Raw genomic sequence first — 17,920 nt, 5'->3', positions numbered from 1 at the left:
GGCCCGCTCATGCGGTACTGCGTTCACGTGCGTTCAGTTTCTGGAGGGCATAGAGCGCGTCGAGGGCTTCGCGCGGGCTCATGGCGTCCGGGTCGAGGGCAGCCAGCGCGGATTCTACGGCGCTGGCCATGGGGGTTTCGGTGGCCGGCGGCGGCGCGAACAGGTCGACCTGGGCACGCGTTTGCGCATGCTGCGATTCGAGCGCGTCGAGCGCCTGCCGCGCGTGGTTGACCACCGCCGCGGGCATGCCCGCGAGGCGCGCCACCTGGATGCCGTAGCTCTTGCTGGCCGGGCCCGGCTGCATCTCGTGCAGGAACACGATGTCGCGGCCCGACTCGGTCGCGCTCACGTGCATGTTCACGGCGCCGTGGTGCGTGGCCGGGAACTCGGTGAGCTCGAAGTAGTGCGTGGCGAACAGCGTGAAGGCCTTGCTGCGGTCGTGCAGCTGCGCCGCGATGCCGGCCGCCAGCGCCAGGCCGTCGAAGGTGCTGGTGCCGCGGCCGATTTCGTCCATCAGCACCAGCGACTGCGCCGTGGCGCTGTGCAGGATCTGTGCGGCCTCGGTCATCTCGAGCATGAAGGTCGACTGCGCGTTGGCCAGGTCGTCGGCCGCGCCGATGCGCGTGTGAATCGCATCGATCGGCCCGAGCCGGCAGGCCGTGGCCGGCACGTGCGAGCCGATGGACGCCAGCAGCACCACGATCGCCACCTGCCGCATGTAGGTCGACTTACCGCCCATGTTCGGGCCGGTGATGATCTGCATGCGCTGCTGCGGCCCCATCTGCGTGTCGTTGGCGATGAAGCCGCCCGACGACTTCTCGGCCAGTCGCGCCTCCACCACCGGGTGGCGGCCCTGCTGGATCTCGATGCACGGGTGCGACACGAAGGTCGGCGCGCGCCAGTTCAGCGTGTGCGAGCGCTCGGCCAGCGCACACAGCGCGTCGAGCGCGGCAATGCCGCCGGCCAGCTGCGTGAGTGCGGGCACCGAGGGCTGCAGCGCGTCGAGCAGCTGCTCGTACAGCCACTTCTCGCGCGCCAATGCGCGGTCTTGCGCGCTCAGCGCCTTGTCTTCGAAAGCCTTGAGTTCGGGCGTGATGAAGCGCTCGGCGTTCTTCAGCGTCTGGCGGCGGCGGTAGTTGTCGGGCACCTTCGAGAGTGCGCTTTGCGTCACCTCGATGTAGAAGCCGTGCACGCGGTTGAACTGCACGCGCAGGTTGCTGATGCCGGTGCGCTCGCGCTCGCTGATCTCGAGCTTGAGCAGGAAGTCGTCGCAGTTCTCGCTGATCTCGCGCAGCTCGTCGAGCTCGGCGTCGTGGCCGGTGGCGATCACGCCGCCGTCGCGCACCAGCGCCGACGGATCGGGCTTGATCGCGCGCACCAGCAGGTCGGCGCAGCCCGGCGGCGGCGCGAGGCGTTCGGTGATCTGCGCCAGCAGCGCGGCGGCGCCCGGCAGCAGCGGCGCCAGCTGCTCGGCCTTCGCCAGCGCGAGCTGCAGCGCCACCAGTTCGCGCGGGCGCACCTGGCGCAGCGCGATGCGCGCCGCGATGCGTTCCACGTCGCTCGTGTTCTTGAGCTGCTCGCGCAGCGTGCGCCAGGGCGCGGCCGTGGCGCCGGGCCCGGGGGACTGCAGCGCGCCGATGGCGTCGAGCCGGCCCTGGGCCTCGCTGCGGTCGCGGCGCGGCGAGAGCAGCCAGCGCTTGAGCAGGCGGCTGCCCATGCCCGTCATGCAGGTGTCGAGCAGCGAGAACATCGTGGGCGCGTCTTCGCCGCGCAGCGTCTGCACCAGCTCGAGGTTGCGGCGCGTGGTGGGCGGCAGCTCGATCAGGTCGCCGTCGCGCTCCACCGACAGGCGCTGCACGTGCGACAGCGCGCGGCCTTGCGTGTGCTCGGCATAACCCAGCAGCGCGGCGGCGGCGGCGTGCGCGTTGCCCAGCGATTCGGCGTTCCACGCCGCGAGGCTGTGGCTGCCCATCTGCTCGCTGAGCTTGCGCTCGCCCAGGCCGGGATCGAACTGCCAGGCCGGACGCAGCGACAGCGTGAACGGCACGGCCGCGCGCGCGGCCTTCAGGCGCTGCTCGAAGGCGGGCGTGACCTCGGCGCTGTACAGCAGTTCGCTCGGTGCGATGCGCGCGATCCAGGCTTCGAGCGCATCGGCGGGGCACTCGGCCAGCCGCAGCTCGGCGCCCGTCACGCTGAGCCAGGCGAGGCCGCAGAAATTGCGCGTGCCCGCATGCACGGCGAGCAGCAGCGAATCGCTCTTGTCGTTGAGCAGTTCCGAGTCGGTCAGCGTGCCGGGCGTGACCACCCGCACCACCTTGCGCTCGACCGGCCCCTTGCTGGCGCCAACCTCGCCCACCTGCTCGCAGATGGCGACCGATTCGCCCAGCTTGATGAGCCGCGCGAGGTAGGTGTCGACCGAGTGGAAGGGCACGCCGCACATCAGCACCGGCTGCCCGGCCGACTGGCCGCGCTGGGTGAGCGTGATGTCGAGCAGGCGCGAGGCCTTTTCGGCGTCGGCCCAGAACAGTTCGTAGAAATCGCCCATCCGGTAGAACAGCAGGGTGTCCGGATGGTCGGCCTTGAGGCCTAAGTACTGCGCCATCATCGGCGTGTGCCCGGCGAAATCGCCAGCCGAGGGGGCTTGATCTTTGGTGCTTTTCACCGGTAAGGTCATTGAATCCGTGGAGAAGAAAAGAGGGTGCGCGCTGCGCATCCCGGGGATCGGGTCATTATCGGGGACGGCCATCGGCGTGCGCGCCGGCCTCCCCGCACCGACGCCCCCGCCGCGTCCACTTTGGCCGCATTCCCCTGAATCCAGACAGCTCCCCCGTGCGTAGTCATGCGCATGCGCATGACTACGCGGGCGCACGCGACCTTCATCGATGGAGACCCCAGTGAGCTACGAGGACATCCGGAAACGATTTCATGTGCCTGCCCGCAAGGGCGCCAGGGTGCTGGTGCACGGGCAGCCCGGCACGGTGACCACCGTGCGGGGGCTCACGCTGCGCGTGCGGCTGGACGGCATGAGCTGGTCGAGGCCGTACCTGCCGGACGAGCTGCAATGGCTGCCGGCCCCTGCGCCCGAGCCGCAGGGGCAGGGGCAGGGCGGCCCCGAGCACTGACGCAGCCGGGCGCGTGCGGCGGCCTGCACCGCCCCTCCTAAAATCCCTCGGCGCAAACCCCGCGTGAAGAACAAAGGCGCCCATGGCCCCGTCGGATGAAATCAAAGGCCCTGCAGCGGACGCGCTCCCGGACACCGCCACCTTGCCCGCTGACCTTGCGGCGCTGTACCTGTGCATGTCGCCGGCCCAGCTGGCGGATCTGCGCAAGTCGAAACGGCCCGAAGGGCGCCCGGGCACGGGCAACACCGGCCCGTCCGTCATCCGGCCCGTGGAAGGCACGGGCGGCGCCAAGGACCCGGCGCTCTACCAGCTCGGCACGCTGCGCGAATTTGCCAAGGCGCACGCCGCCCCCTCGGCCTTCGACACCGCGCTGAACACGGGCCTGCCGGGCTGGTTCGGCGCCAAGCTGCCTTTCTTCGCCGAGCGCGAACCGCGCATCAAGCGCGGCAAGCGCGTGCTCATCGGCGGCGCCTGGGACCGGGCCGATCCGCTGCGCGAGCAGCGCTTCGTCGCGCTGGCCAAGGGCCGCATCCGCTTCACGTCGCTGACGTGTGCCGAAGCTGCGGCGAGCCTGTGGGCCGACGTGGCCAGCCACCGCGCGTTCGCCGACCAGGGGCTGGCCCTGCTCGCGCGCGAGACGCAGGCCATCGAGGCCTCGCTGGCCGACACGGCCCGCCTGGCCGCGACCGCACCGACCGATGCGGCGGCCTGACCTCCCTTCAAGTTCGACGATGGAAGTGCTCCGATGCTGATCAACTGCGTGGCCTATGAAAACGGCGCCAAGCTCGCCGACATTCCCGTCGAGGACATCAGCGACTACATCTCCCGCGCCGGCTGTTTCGTCTGGGTGGCGCTGAGCGACGCCACGCCCGAAGAGCTGGCGCAGATGCAGGACGAGTTCGACCTGCACCCCCTGGCCGTCGAAGACGCCCAGCACGGCCACCAGCGTCCCAAGGTGGAGGAGTACGGCGACTCGCTGTTCGTCGTGATGCACCTGGTCGAGCCCTCGACCGACGCCGAGGGGGAGGGTGGGCACAGCGTGAACGTGGGCGAGGTCAACGTGTTCGTCGGCCGCAACTATGTGCTGTCGGTGCGCAACCGCAGCCAGCAGGGCTTCCTGGGCGTGCGCGAGCGCTGCGAGCGCGAGCCCGACCTGCTGCGCAACGGCGCGGGCTTCGTGCTCTATGCGCTGATGGACGCGGTGGTCGACCGCTACTTTCCGGTGATCGACGCGCTCGAAGTGGAACTCGAATCCATCGAGCAGCAGATCTTTGCCCAGGGCGGCGCGGCGCGCGACAAGATCAAGCAGCTGTACGACCTGAAGCGCCGCAGCCTCATCCTCAAGCGCGCGGTGGCGCCATTGGTGGAGGCGGCGGGCAAGCTGCACGGCGGGCGCGTGCCGCAGATCTGCGTGGGCACGCAGGAGTATTTCCGCGACGTGGGCGACCACCTGGTGCGCATCAACGGCTCGATCGACGCGGTGCGCGACACCATCGCCACGGCGGTGCAGGTGAACCTCTCGATGGTCACCATCGAGGAGAGTGAAGTGACCAAGCGGCTCGCCGCCTGGGCCAGCATCTTCGCGGTGTGCACCGCCTTCGCGGGCATTTGGGGCATGAACTTCGAGCACATGCCGGAGCTGAAATTCCGCTATGGGTACGCGATGGCACTGGGGTTGATCGTCAGCACCTGCGGCTACCTCTACTACCGGTTCAAGCGCGTCGGCTGGCTCTAGCACGAAGCCCGGCCCCGGGCTTCGCGACTGAATCGCGCTTTCCTTATTCGTCGTGCGTGTCGTGCGTCGCCACAGCGCCGCGACGCCAGTAACCCGACGCCCGAACCCACTTCGGGTTCGCACCGCGCTCGCCCACGAGGTGCGCGCGCAGCGCCTTCGCGATCGCCGATTCGCAACCCACCCAGGCGTGGAAGTCGCCGGCCGGCAGCGCCATGGTTTTCAGCGTGTCGACCAGCACGGGGCTCAGCCCCGGCGCGGCGCCTTCGCGGTGCACCCAGCGCAGCGTGAGCTCGGCTTGCGTCTCGAAAGGAATCTCGTCGGCTGCGCTGTCGACTTCCGCCAGCACCACCACGCGCGCACCGGCCGGCAGTTCGGCCAGGCGGCGGGAGATGGCGGGCAGGGCGGTGTCGTCGCCGATCAGCAGGTGCCAGTCGAATTCGGTCGGCACGATGAACGAGCCGCGCGGGCCGCCCACGCCGACGATGTCGCCGGGCTTGGCCTGCTCGGCCCACTGCGTGGCGGGGCCGGCGTCGTGCAGCGCGAAGTCGATCTCCAGCGTGTTCGCTTGCGCGTCGTGGCGACGCGGCGTGTAGTCGCGCATGGCCGGGCGACCGCCCTCGGGCCACACCGGGCCGTCGGGGCCAGCGGTCGGCAGCGTGAGCTGGCCGGTGGCGGCATCGGGAAAGAACAGCTTCGCGTGGTCGTCGAAGCCGGGGCTGGTGAAGCCTTCGAGCGCATCGCCGGTCAGCGTGATGCGGATCAGGTGCGGCGTCACGCGCTGCACGGTCTTCACCGTGAGTTGGCGAAAACGCAGTTCGTGGCGCACGCGGCGGGGCGTGCGGTCGGGCGTGTTGGAAGAAGAAGCAGTGGTGGTGAAGTCGGTCATTTGCAGAGATGGGTTCAGATGCGTTCGAGCTGTTGTGCGGCGCTGTCGAGCACCGCGGCGAATTCGTGGGCTTGTTGTTCGGTGAGGGGGGCGCCGCCGAGGCGCAGGCGCATCGCGAGCTTCAGGTTCTCGATGGCGCGGGTGACTTGCGGGGGCCGTCCGGCGCGCGGGCCGGCGCCGTCCACGCCGCCCGCCATGCGGGCCATCATGGCGTCGGCCGTCTCGCGGTTGGCGGCCAGGAACTCCTGGCCGCTCGGCGTGATGCTGTAGCGCTTGCGGCCGCCGACGTCGGCGGTTTCCACGCTCAGGTAGCCCAGCTCTTCCAGCAGCGTGAGCGTGGGGTAGACCACGCCGGGGCTCGGCGCGTAGGTGCCGCCCAGGCGGTCTTCGATGGCCTTGATGAGCTCGTAGCCGTGCGAGGGCTTGTCGGCAATGAGCTGCAGCAGCACGAAGCGCAGCCCGCCGTGGCCGAACACCCGGCCCGCGCCGCCGCCGCGCCCGCCGCGCATCCCGCGGCCGCCGCCGGCCAGGCCGTCTTCGTGTTCGCCGCGCGGAGCGTGGCGGTGGTGATGGTGGTGCGGAGCGTGGTGAAGGTGGCGCATGGGGATGGCTTTCTTGAGTGGGTCGAGACTATTCTAGATATATCTAAATAGGAAGCGAAAGCCCACCCATCGGGCGACCCTGCCGGTCGCATGGGTTCTGGGGACGCGGCCCCTTCGGGCGAGAGTGGGTTCTCAGAGCGGACGCAAAGGCGCCGCGCGCGCAATCAACCGGATCTGCTCGAAATCCAGCCGGTCCAGCGCCTGGCGAAGCGTCAGCACCATCGGCTGGCTGTGCGCCTCCGTGGCCAGCCGGTTCACCCACTCGTGCAGGTCGCTCCAGCGGCCGTCGCGGGCGAGCACTTCGAGTTCGTCCTTCTGCGCCGGCGACAGCGGCGTCAGCACCGGCAGCAGCCGGCCGCGCGCCCGGGGCCTGGCACGCGGGCGCGGCGCGGCGATGGGTTCCGATGGCGGCGGTGCAGGCGCGTCCGACGAAGGCGCCGGCTCGGTCGACAGCGAGAACACCACCCGCGTCCCCGAGCCCATGCCGCTGTGAATGGCGAGCCGCCCGCCCATCCGCTGCACGATGCGCTGCGCAATCACCAGCCCGAGCCCGCCGCCCGCCATGCTGGGCGCGTTGTCGGCCAGCAGGCGCGTCATGCGCTCGAGCGTGTCGGCGTCGATGCCCGTGCCGCTGTCGGTCACCTCGAAATGCAGCTGCCACGCGCCGTTGGACGGCTGCGCCTGCAGCCGCAGCCCGATGGTGCCGTTGCGCGTGAACCTGGCCGCGTTCGACAGCAGGTTCAGCACCACCTGCTGCAGCCGCTTGCCGTCCAGGCGGACCAGGGCCGGCAGCTCGCCGTCGATCGTCAGTTCGAAGCTGTTGTGCTGGCGCTGCGCGAGCGCGTGCGCGTACTGCGCGACGTTGTCGACCAGCGTGCGCAGCTGCACCGGCTGCGCCTCGACGGCCAGCGGCGCCAGCTCGCCCTTGGCGTAGTCGACCAGGTCATCGATCAGCTCCAGCTGGTAGGCCGCGCTGCGCTCGATGGTGGCGAGCCGCGCGGGCGCAGGCGTGTCGCTGCCGTCCTGCATCAGCTTCAGGTTGCCCAGGATGGTGGCCACCGGCGCGCGCAGGTCGTGGCTGATGTAGGCCAGCAGTTCTTTCTGCTCGCGCGTGCGCTGCTCGGCCTGGCCCAGCGCCTCGCTCAGCGCGCGCGTCTTGCGCACCACTTCTTCTTCGAGCCGCTGCTGTTCCTGGGCCTGCCACTGCAGCAGCGTCTGCTGCGCCGCGTTGCGCTGGCGCGTTTCCTGGAACGACCAGGCCGTGATCGCGAACGCGCCCACCAGCATGCCCGGGAACGCCAGCGCATAGTGATCGAAGTCGGACATCGAGCGCTCCGCGAACATCAGCGCCGACATGCGCATCAGCGCGCCCACGCAGATCACGAGCATCACCATCAGCGACAGCCGCCCGCCCGGCCCGGCGCGCCGCTGGTAGATGAAGGTGCAGACCGTCAGCGCGAGCACGATCAGTGGCGCGTTCACGATGCCGATGGCCGCGAAGGTCGCATAGGGGCCGAGCAGGGTGCCCAGCAGCACGACGATTTCGACGCCGGCCAGCACGAACAGCAGCGGGCGCCCGGGCACGCGCACCGGGCTCTGGCGGCCGCGCTCGTGAAAGTACAGCAGCAGGCACAGCGCCGTGGCCGCCACCATCACGCTGTGGCCGCGGTAGCTCCAGACGGTGCTGTCGGGCCACAGCGCAATGCGCGCGTAGCCCCGGTAGGTGGCCTCGTACAGCGCCAGCAATGCAAAGCTCCCCGCCTGAAAGGCCAGCATCGGCGCGCGCGAAATCCACCACAGCGCGGCCGAGTACACCGCGAATGCCAGCAGCCCGCCGATCAGCAGGCCGCTGAGCAGCGCATGGTTGCGTTCGATGTGATGCCACGCCTCGTCGGTGTGCAGCTCCAGCACCAGCTTGATCTGGCCCGTGCTCATCACGCGCACCAGCACCTGCACCGACTCGCCCGGCTGCAGGTCGATCTGCAGCTGCGGAATGCGGTCGTGGCGGTGCGTGCTGTCCATCGGGTCGGACACGCCGGCCTGCGCGTGCGTCCATGCGGGTTGGCCATTGCGCGTGCGCAGCAGATGAAAGTCGACATGCCGCAGCCACGTCACGTTGAGCCCGAACCGCGCTGTGCGCACTTCCTGCGCATCGTTGACCAGCGACAGGCGCAGCCACACCGCCGAGGTCGAGAACCCGCGCATCAGCTGGTCGGGCGTGGCGGGCACGAACCCGTTCGCGCCGCCGCTCGGCAAGGCGAGCACCTCGCGCGCCGACAGGCGGGCCGTGGGGTCTTCCAGCACTTCGACGGTCTGTTCGACGGAGACATTGCCCCGGGTCAGCGCGCTGAACCTGACGGCCTCCGCCGCGCTGGCCGCGAAGCCCCACAACCACAAGGCGAGGCCGAGCAGCAAGCCGCTTGCCCACCAGGGGCGTGTGCGCACCGGATGCATCGCGCGTCAGGTGCCGGAACGTTCGACACCGGCCTGGCGACAGGCCGAGGGCGTGCAGTCGAAGTACTCGCGAAACGCCGTCGCGAAATTCGCGGCGCTCGAGAACCCCACCGCCGCGGCGATCTCTTCGATGCGCATGGCCGATTCGAGCAGCAGGCGCTGCGCCTCGTGCAGCCGCGCTTCGCGCACGAACTCGAACACCGTGCGGTTCGTCAGCTCCTTGAACACGCGCGACAGGCGCTTTTCATGCGTGCCCACGCGCGCCGCCAGCTCGCGCAGCGGCAGCACGCGGCTCAGGTCGGCCAGTATCAACCGCTCCGCCGCCTGCATGAGCGCGCGGTCCATGCCCGAGCCCGGCGCGCCGCCGTCGTTCGCGGCGGGGCTGTCGGGCGGGGGCGCCGCCTGCGTGGCAGGGGCGATGCGCGCCCTGCGGGATTCCGCCAGCGCCAGGTGAATCTCGACGCGGGCCATCACCTCGGCCGGGTCGAAGGGCTTCACGATGTAGTCGACCGCGCCGGCGCGCAGGCCTGTCAGGCGCTCTTCCAGGCTGGCCGACGAGGTCACGAAGATCACCGGAATGTCCGCCGTGGCCGGGTCGGCCTTCAGCAGGCGGCAGGCGGCAAACCCGTCGGTGCCGCCCAGGCGCACGTCCAGCAGCACCAGGTCCATCTGCAGCGTCGTCGCGCGCCGGTAGCCCTCCATCGCATCGAAGGCGAGCGTGATGCGGTAGCCGGTGCCCCGCAGCGTTTCCAGCAAGAGCTTGAGTTCGTCAACGTTGTCGTCGACAACCAGCAGATGAGCTCTCCGGGGCTCCGGAGGTGACCAATAGGACATGGAAAGAAGGGGCGCCGGCACCGCGTTGGAACGCCCTGTGGCCGAAACAATGTAACCAAGAAATTAATTTGGTAATCATTGTCACAAGAAATGCAAATTCATCCAATGACCGGTCTTCATTCCTGATCGATCCGCCCGCCATTGCCGCCCGAGGCCTTAAAAAAGGTGCCGTGGCGAGGGGGGCTGTCAGAGGGAAAACGGGGTGCTGGACAGGGCCCGTCCGGTATTGCAGGAAATAGCCGGGCCGATTCCGTCCATCAAAAGAATTGGACGCTCCGGCAAAAGCCCGTAAGCCAAAAGACCGCCAGCGCTCGCTTTCCCAACTTGCGAATTGCTGATTTTCTTTCGCCAATCGTGTGAAGTATTCGACATTCACACACGTTTGTGAACAGTTGTACGCCACGGCAAACGCCACGGCCTCTCCGGCAAAAGTCCGGACACCCCCCCGAACCAAGAATCCCGCCCCATGCAAGCGCAAGCCTGCGTGACCCACGCACCGGGTCGCGCCGGCGAGTCCTCGAGAGCCACCCACGGCCTTCGAGATTTCCCAACGTGCGACCCGGGCTGTTCGCTGAAAGCGAGGGCTCGCCCGAGGTCCGGAGTCAAGGAGAAAGACCAATCATGGAAGCTGTTTACAAGTCTGGTGGCGCGTCATCCCGCAAAGCGACGGCGGAAGCCCCTCTGGTTCTGGATCGCCCGTCGATCGTCACGCTGAAGATCGCGCCCGAGAGCGTGCTCAAGTTCGAGCGCCGCGGCGACGACCTCGTGCTCGTGCTGCGCGACGGCCAGGAAGTCGCCGTGCGCGGCTTCTTCGCCGAGTACCCCGACGCCGGCCGCAACGACCTCGTGCTCGAAGACGGCGCCGGCGTGCAGTGGTGGGGCCAGTACACCGCGCCCTGGAAGGACTTCCACTTCACCGAGATCGAATGGAACGACGCCGGCGGCGCCTTGCTGCCCGACGGCGTGCCGGGCTGGCTGCTGGGCGCGCTCGGCGTGCTGGGCGTCGGTGCCGCCGCGAGCGGTGGTGGTGGCGGCGGCGGTGGCCCGGCCTTCATCCCGCCGTTGCTTCCCGCGCAGAACCGTGGCCCCGAAGGCAAGGCCGACCCTGTCGTCACCGATCAGGACAAGCCCGTTAGCGGACAAGTGCAGGCGACCGACCCCGACCGTGACACGCTGAACTACACCGTCGCCAAGGGCCCCGAGCACGGCACCGTCACCGTCGATCCGTCGACCGGCCAGTTCGTCTACACGCCCAAGCCCGGCTACGAAGGGCCCGACAGCTTCGAAGTGACCGTCAGCGACGGCAAGGGCGGCACCACCACCGTCACGGTGCCCGTGACCGTCTCGCCCGTGAACGACGCGCCCACCGCGCCCGACTACACCGAGACCACGACCGAAGACACGCCCGTGAGCGGCCGCGTGACCGGCAGCGACATCGACAGCGGCGACACGCTGACCTACACGAAGGGCAGCGACCCGGCGCACGGCACGGTGACGGTCAACCCGGACGGCACGTATGTCTACACGCCGAACCCCAATTTCAATGGCACCGACAGCTTCACCGTGACGGTGAGCGACGGCCATGGCGGGACGACGACGAGCACGGTGACGGTGACGGTCTCGCCCGTCAACGACGCGCCCAAGGCGCCCGACTACAACGAGACGACGAACGAAGACACGCCGATCAGCGGAAGCGTGGTCGGCACCGACGTCGATGGCGATGCGCTGACGTATGTGAAGGGCAGCGATCCGGCGAACGGCACGGTCACGGTCAATGCCGATGGCACCTACACCTACACCCCGGGTGCCAACTTCCACGGCACGGACAGCTTCACCGTGACGGTGAGCGATGGCCACGGCGGCACGACGACGAGCACCATCACGGTCACCGTCGATCCGGTGAACGATGTACCCACGGTGCCCGACTACGCCAAGACCACGAACGAAGACACGCCCGTCAGCGGGCAAGTGGTTGGCAGCGACGTCGATGGCGACACGCTGACCTACGCCAAGGGCAGCGACCCATCGCACGGCACGGTCACCGTCAACGCCGACGGCACCTACACCTACACGCCCAGCGCCGACTTCAACGGCACCGACAGCTTCACCGTCACGGTGAGCGACGGCCACGGCGGCACGACGACCAGCACCGTCACCGTGACCATCAACCCCGTCAACGACGCACCGACGGTGCCTGACTACACCAAGACCACGGATGAAGACACGCCCGTGAGCGGCCAGGTCATTGGCAGCGACGTCGATGGCGACACGCTGGCTTACGTGAAGGGCAGCGATCCAGCGCACGGCACAGTCACGGTCAACGCCGATGGCACGTACACCTACGTCCCTGGTGCCAACTTCCACGGCACGGACAGCTTCACCGTCACGGTGAGCGACGGCCATGGCGGCACCACCACCAGCACGGTGAACGTGACCATCAATCCGGTCAACGACGCACCGACGGCGCCCAACTACACCGAGACGACGAACGAAGACACGCCGGTCAGCGGCAAGGTCGTCGGCAGTGACGTGGATGGCGACACGCTCACGTACGCGAAGGGCAGTGACCCGGCGCACGGCACCGTCACGGTCAATGCCGATGGCACCTACACCTACACCCCGAGCGCCAACTTCCACGGCACGGACAGCTTCACCGTGACGGTGAACGACGGCCACGGCGGCACCACCACCAGTACGGTGAATGTGACCATCAACCCGGTCAACGACGCACCGACGGCGCCCAGCTACACCGAGACCACGAATGAAGACACGCCGGTCAGCGGCAAGGTGACGGGCGCTGACGTGGACGGCGATGCGCTGACCTACACGAAGGGCAGCAATCCCTCGAATGGCTCGGTGGTCGTCAACCCCGACGGCACCTACACGTACACGCCGAACCCGAACTTCAACGGCACCGACACGTTCACCGTCACGGTCAGTGACGGCCACGGTGGTACGACGACCAGCACCGTCACCGTCACCGTCGATCCGGTCAACGACGCCCCGACGGCGCCCAACTACAACCAGACCACGAACGAGGACACGCCGGTCAACGGCAAGGTCATCGGCAGCGACGTCGACGGTGACACGTTGACCTACACCAAGGGCAGCAATCCTTCGAACGGCTCTGCCACGGTCAATCCCGATGGCACGTACGCCTACACGCCGAACCCGAACTTCAACGGCACCGACACGTTCACCGTGACGGTGAGCGATGGTCATGGCGGCACGACGACGAGCACGGTGACGGTCACGATCGATCCGGTCAACGACGCACCGACGGTGCCCAACTACAACCAGACCACGAACGAAGACACGCCCGTCAGCGGCAAAGTTGTTGGCAGTGACGTCGATGGCGACACGTTGACGTACACCAAGGGCAGCGACCCCGCGCACGGCACGGTCACGGTCAATGCCGATGGCACGTACACCTACACCCCGGGTGCTAACTTCAATGGCACCGACAGCTTCACCGTCACGGTGAGCGACGGCCACGGCGGCACGACCACCAGCACGGTGACCGTGACCATCAACCCGGTGAACGACGCACCGACGGCGCCCAACTACACCGAGACGACGAACGAAGACACGCCCGTCAGCGGACAAGTGACCGGCAGCGACGTGGATGGCGACACGCTGACTTATGTGAAGGGTAGCGACCCCGCGAACGGCACGGTGACGGTCAATGCGGACGGCACCTATACCTACACCCCGAATGCCAACTTCAACGGCACCGACACGTTCACCGTCACGGTGAGCGACGGCCACGGCGGCACGACGACCAGCACCATCACCGTCACGGTCGATCCGGTGAACGACGCACCGACGGTCCCCAACTACACCGAGACGACGAACGAAGACACGCCGGTCAACGGCCAGGTCGTCGGCAGCGACGTCGACGGCGACACGCTGACCTACACCAAGGGCAGCGATCCGGCGCATGGCACGGTCACCGTCAATGCCGACGGCACGTACACCTACGTCCCCGGCGCCAACTTCCACGGCACGGACAGCTTCACCGTCACGGTGAGCGACGGCCACGGTGGCACGACGACCAGCACCATCACGGTCACCGTCGCTCCGGTGAACGCCGCACCCACGGTGCCCAACTACACCGAGACCACGAACGAAGACACGCCGGTCAGCGGCCAGGTCGTCGGCAGTGACGTCGATGGCGACACGCTGACGTACACCAAGGCCAGCGATCCAGCGCACGGCACGGTGACGGTCAACGCGGATGGCACCTACACCTACGTCCCTGGCGCCAATTTCAACGGCACTGACAGCTTCACGGTCACGGTGAGCGACGGTCACGGTGGCACGACCACCAGCACGGTGAACGTAACCGTCAACCCGGTCAACGACGCACCGACTGAGCCCAACTACACCGAGACGACGAATGAAGACACGCCGGTCAGCGGCCAGGTCGTCGGCAGCGATGTCGATGGCGACACGCTGACGTACACCAAGGGCAGCGATCCAGCGCACGGCACGGTGACCGTCAACGCCGATGGCACCTACACCTACGTCCCCGGCGCGAACTTCAACGGCACCGACAGCTTCACGGTGACGGTGAGCGACGGCCATGGTGGCACGACCACCAGCACGGTGAACGTAACCGTCAACCCGGTCAACGACGCACCGACAGCGCCCAACTACACCGAGACGACGAATGAAGACACGCCGGTCAGCGGCCAGGTCGTTGGCAGCGACGTCGATGGCGATACGTTGACCTACACGAAGGGCAGCGACCCGGCACATGGCACCGTCACGGTCAACGCCGACGGCACCTACACGTACGTGCCTAGCGCGAACTTCAACGGCACCGACACGTTCACCGTCACCGTGAGCGACGGCCACGGCGGCACGACCACCAGCACCGTGACGGTCACGATCGACCCGGTGAACGACGCGCCGACGGTGCCCAACTTCACCCAGACCACGGACGAAGACACACCCGTCAGCGGCCAGGTCGTCGGCAGCGACATCGACGGCGACACGCTCACCTACACGAAGGGCAGCGATCCAGCCCACGGCACGGTCACGGTCAACGCGGACGGCACCTATACCTACACCCCGAACGCCAACTTCAACGGAACCGACAGCTTCACCGTCACGGTGAGCGACGGCCATGGCGGCACCACCACCAGCACCGTCACCGTGACGATCGACCCCGTCAACGACGCCCCCGTGTTCGTCGACGGCGGCGGCACGCCGGTCGACACGGCCACTGGCTACGTCTTCGGCTACGACGAGAACCGCCCCGCAGGCACCGTGCTCGGCACAGTCCAGGCCACCGACATCGACAGCGCAACCGTCACCTACAGCATCCTCTCGGGCAACGACAACGGCTACTTCGCCATCAACCCCGCCACGGGCGAGATCAGCCTCACGCCGGCAGGCGCTGCCGCCTTCGTCAACGACTACGAAGCAGGCGCCAACGCGCACGCGCTGGTGATCGGCGCGACCGATGGCACGGCCACCACCACCATCCCCGTCACGCTCAACGAGCAGAACATCAACGACGCACCGACGGTGCCCAACTACACGACGACGACGGACGAAGACACGCCCGTCAGCGGCCAAGTGATCGGCAGCGACGTCGACGGCGACACGCTGACCTACACCAAGGGCAGCAACCCATCGCACGGCACGGTCACCGTCAACGCCGACGGCACCTACACGTACACGCCCAATGCCGACTTCAACGGTACCGACAGCTTCACGGTCACGGTCAGCGACGGCCATGGCGGCACCACCACCAGCACCGTCACCGTGACGATCGACCCCGTCAACGACGCCCCCGTGTTCGTCGACGGCGGCGGCACGCCGGTCGACACGGCCACTGGCTACGTCTTCGGCTACGACGAGAACCGCCCCGCAGGCACCGTGCTCGGCACAGTCCAGGCCACCGACATCGACAGCGCAACCGTCACCTACAGCATCCTCTCGGGCAACGACAACGGCTACTTCGCCATCAACCCCGCCACGGGCGAGATCAGCCTCACGCCGGCAGGCGCTGCCGCCTTCGTCAACGACTACGAAGCAGGCGCCAACGCGCACGCGCTGGTGGTCGGTGCGAGCGACGGCACCGTCACGACGAACATCCCCGTCACGCTCAACGAGCAGAACGTCAACGAGGCCCCAGAGGCGCCCGACGACACCAAGACCACGGACGAAGACACGCCGGTCAGCGGCCAGATCGTCGGCAGTGACGTCGACGGCGACACGCTCACCTACGTGAAGGGCAGCAACCCGTCGAACGGCACGGTGACGGTGAACCCCAACGGCACCTACACCTACGTTCCCAACGCCAACTTCAACGGCACCGACAGCTTCACGGTCACCGTGAGCGACGGCCACGGCGGCACGACCACCAGCACGGTGACCGTGACCGTTAACCCGGTGAACGACCCGCCGACGGCCACGGCAACCGACGCCGGCATCGTCTCCGAAGGCAGCCTGCCCGGCGGCATTCCGGCGGCGGGCGAGCCGTCGGTGCAATCGACCGGCAAGATCTCCATCGCGGACCCCGACAGCCTGGCCGGCGACCTGTCGGTGTCGCTCAGCGGCCCGGCCGGCGTCACCTCCGGCGGCCAGCCGGTGTCGTGGACCTGGGACGCTGGCACGCACACGCTCACGGGCAGCGTCACCGTCGACGGCGTCACCACCGAGGTGATGACCGTGGCGGTGGGCAATGTCACCGCCACGGGCGCGGGGCAGTTCGAGGCGGGCTACACCGTTACGCTGAAGGCGCCGATCGACCACCCGGCGGGCAACGGCGAGGGCGTGTCGAACCTGCACTTCGAGGCCGTGGTGAGCGATGGCCAGCTCAGCGGCGCGCCGGTGGGCTTCAACGTGCCCGTCAAGGACGATGCGCCGGTGCTCGTGAACGGCGAACAGGCGGTCGACGTGGCGCCGATCGATACCAACCTGATGGTGATCCTGGACCTCTCCGGGAGCATGAGAGGCGAGACCCCGACACGGCTCGCGCGTGCGAAGGAGGCCATCAAGAACTTGATCGACGGCTACGACCTCTATGGCGAGGTGCGGGTGCAGCTCGTCACCTTCAGCACAGAAGGGGAGGCACAACAGGCCTGGATGACGGCGGCCCAGGCCAAGGCGATGTTGGCGAACCTGGAGGCCGATGGCAGCACCAACTACGACGCTGCCCTGGCTGCGGCGATGAGCGGCTTTTCAGCCCCCGGCAAGCTGAACGGCGCCCAGAACGTGTCTTACTTCCTCACGGACGGAGCGCCGACCCTGGGCGACGGCAACGTCGACGAGTTGACGAACACCAGCAACAGCGGTTCGGCCGACAGGGGCATCCAGGCCGGGGAAGAAGCGATCTGGAAGGACTTCCTCACCTCCCACCAGATCAATTCGTTCGCACTGGGCCTGGGTTCCAGCCTGGGCCCGACGGAGCAGGCCTACATCGACCCCATCGCCTACAACGGCAACACCGGCACGAACACCAACGGCAAGATCGTCACCGACACGAGCCAGCTGAACGACATGCTGCAAGGCACGATCAGCGTGCCGCCCACGGTCAGCAACCTGCTGACCGGCGGCCTCGGCGGTTCGTCGGGCTTCGGTGCCGACGGCGGCCATGTGTCCACGCTGACCATCGACGGCACCACCTACGCCTTCAACAGCGCCACGAGCCAGATGATCAAGACCGGCCCGGCCACCAGCAGCGACTACAGCTACAACCAGGCGACGCACCAGGTCACCATTGCCACCGACAAGGGCGGCAAGCTGGTCGTGGACTTCGACACGGGCGAGTTCAGCTACCAGGTGGCACCGAAAACCACCGCCTCGCAAAACTACGACGAGACGATCAGCTACCAGGTGGTCGACCGCGACGGCGATGCGAGCAATGCGGCCACGCAGACGCTGCACGTCAACTACACGCCTGCAGCGGGTGCGGCAGCGCTCTTCACCTCGGCAAACTCGCTGGGCCTGGCCGGCGTCGACGAAGTGACGGTGTCGATCGAGCAGCAACAGCAACCGCACGATGCGCCGCATTTCCCCTTCGGCGACGGCCCGGCGTGGGGCGGGCTGCAGCTGTCCGACATGCTGCAGGGCTTCGGCGCTGCCGAGTCGCTGCATGCACTGTTGCAGGCCGCGTTCCCACCGGCCTTCGGTGGCACGCAGGCGTCTCCCACGGTGCTGTCGCTGGCGTCGTCCGCAGATTCGCTCGCGGCCTACGCACCGCCCGTGGCGCCATCGCTCACCGACGAGCTCCACATGGGCCTCGCGCTTCACCACTGACCGACCGGTGTGC

General features: G+C 68.1%; 9 protein-coding genes. 4 read left to right on the top strand and 5 right to left on the bottom strand.

Going from position 1 to position 17,920, the window contains the following annotated elements; translation table 11 throughout:
* Positions 1–7: 7 nt before the first annotated feature.
* Complete coding sequence (mutS, locus tag AC57B8_RS05195) at positions 8–2,674, bottom strand: DNA mismatch repair protein MutS (RefSeq protein WP_185993551.1); 2,667 nt, start codon at positions 2,672–2,674, stop codon at positions 8–10.
* A 208-nt stretch (positions 2,675–2,882) separates the two neighbouring features.
* On the opposite strand from mutS, the gene AC57B8_RS05190 reads away from it, so the two are divergent.
* The 3 genes from AC57B8_RS05190 (at position 2,883) to AC57B8_RS05180 (ending at position 4,857) form a co-directional block, all read left to right on the top strand.
* Complete coding sequence (locus AC57B8_RS05190) at positions 2,883–3,122, top strand: polysaccharide deacetylase (protein ID WP_496478871.1); 240 nt, start codon at positions 2,883–2,885, stop codon at positions 3,120–3,122.
* A 142-nt stretch (positions 3,123–3,264) separates the two neighbouring features.
* Positions 3,265–3,834, top strand: a complete 570-nt coding sequence (locus AC57B8_RS05185; protein ID WP_496478870.1) for a hypothetical protein — start codon at positions 3,265–3,267, stop codon at positions 3,832–3,834.
* Positions 3,835–3,867: 33 nt separating this feature from the next.
* Positions 3,868–4,857, top strand: a complete 990-nt coding sequence (locus AC57B8_RS05180) for a magnesium and cobalt transport protein CorA (protein WP_307589033.1) — start codon at positions 3,868–3,870, stop codon at positions 4,855–4,857.
* A gap of 43 nt (positions 4,858–4,900) precedes the next feature.
* Here AC57B8_RS05180 and AC57B8_RS05175 read toward each other — a convergent pair whose 3' ends face one another.
* The 4 genes from AC57B8_RS05175 to AC57B8_RS05160 all read right to left on the bottom strand — a co-directional run bounded on the left by AC57B8_RS05175 (position 4,901) and on the right by AC57B8_RS05160 (position 9,633).
* Positions 4,901–5,743: a siderophore-interacting protein gene (locus AC57B8_RS05175; RefSeq protein ID WP_496478869.1), complete on the bottom strand. Its 843-nt coding sequence runs from the start codon at positions 5,741–5,743 to the stop codon at positions 4,901–4,903.
* A 14-nt stretch (positions 5,744–5,757) separates the two neighbouring features.
* The gene (locus AC57B8_RS05170) at positions 5,758–6,345 is read right to left on the bottom strand and encodes a PadR family transcriptional regulator (RefSeq protein WP_062474958.1); all 588 of its coding nucleotides are present in this window, start codon (positions 6,343–6,345) and stop codon (positions 5,758–5,760) included.
* Positions 6,346–6,477: 132 nt separating this feature from the next.
* A complete protein-coding gene (locus tag AC57B8_RS05165) occupies positions 6,478–8,790 on the bottom strand; it encodes a sensor histidine kinase (RefSeq protein WP_496478868.1) in 2,313 nt (770 codons plus the stop codon).
* A gap of 15 nt (positions 8,791–8,805) precedes the next feature.
* On the bottom strand, positions 8,806–9,633 hold the full coding sequence (locus AC57B8_RS05160) for a response regulator transcription factor (protein WP_095746131.1): 828 nt from the start codon (positions 9,631–9,633) through the stop codon (positions 8,806–8,808).
* A gap of 621 nt (positions 9,634–10,254) precedes the next feature.
* On the opposite strand from AC57B8_RS05160, the gene AC57B8_RS05155 reads away from it, so the two are divergent.
* Complete coding sequence (locus tag AC57B8_RS05155; protein ID WP_496478867.1) at positions 10,255–17,907, top strand: tandem-95 repeat protein; 7,653 nt, start codon at positions 10,255–10,257, stop codon at positions 17,905–17,907.
* The last annotated feature ends 13 nt before the right edge of the window (positions 17,908–17,920 follow it).

It is taken from the genome of Variovorax sp. BGA-UO-ETr-C22 (assembly GCF_059567965.1).
The sequence above is the reverse complement of the archived record's forward strand: the minus strand, read 5'-3'. Positions and strand labels throughout refer to the sequence as shown.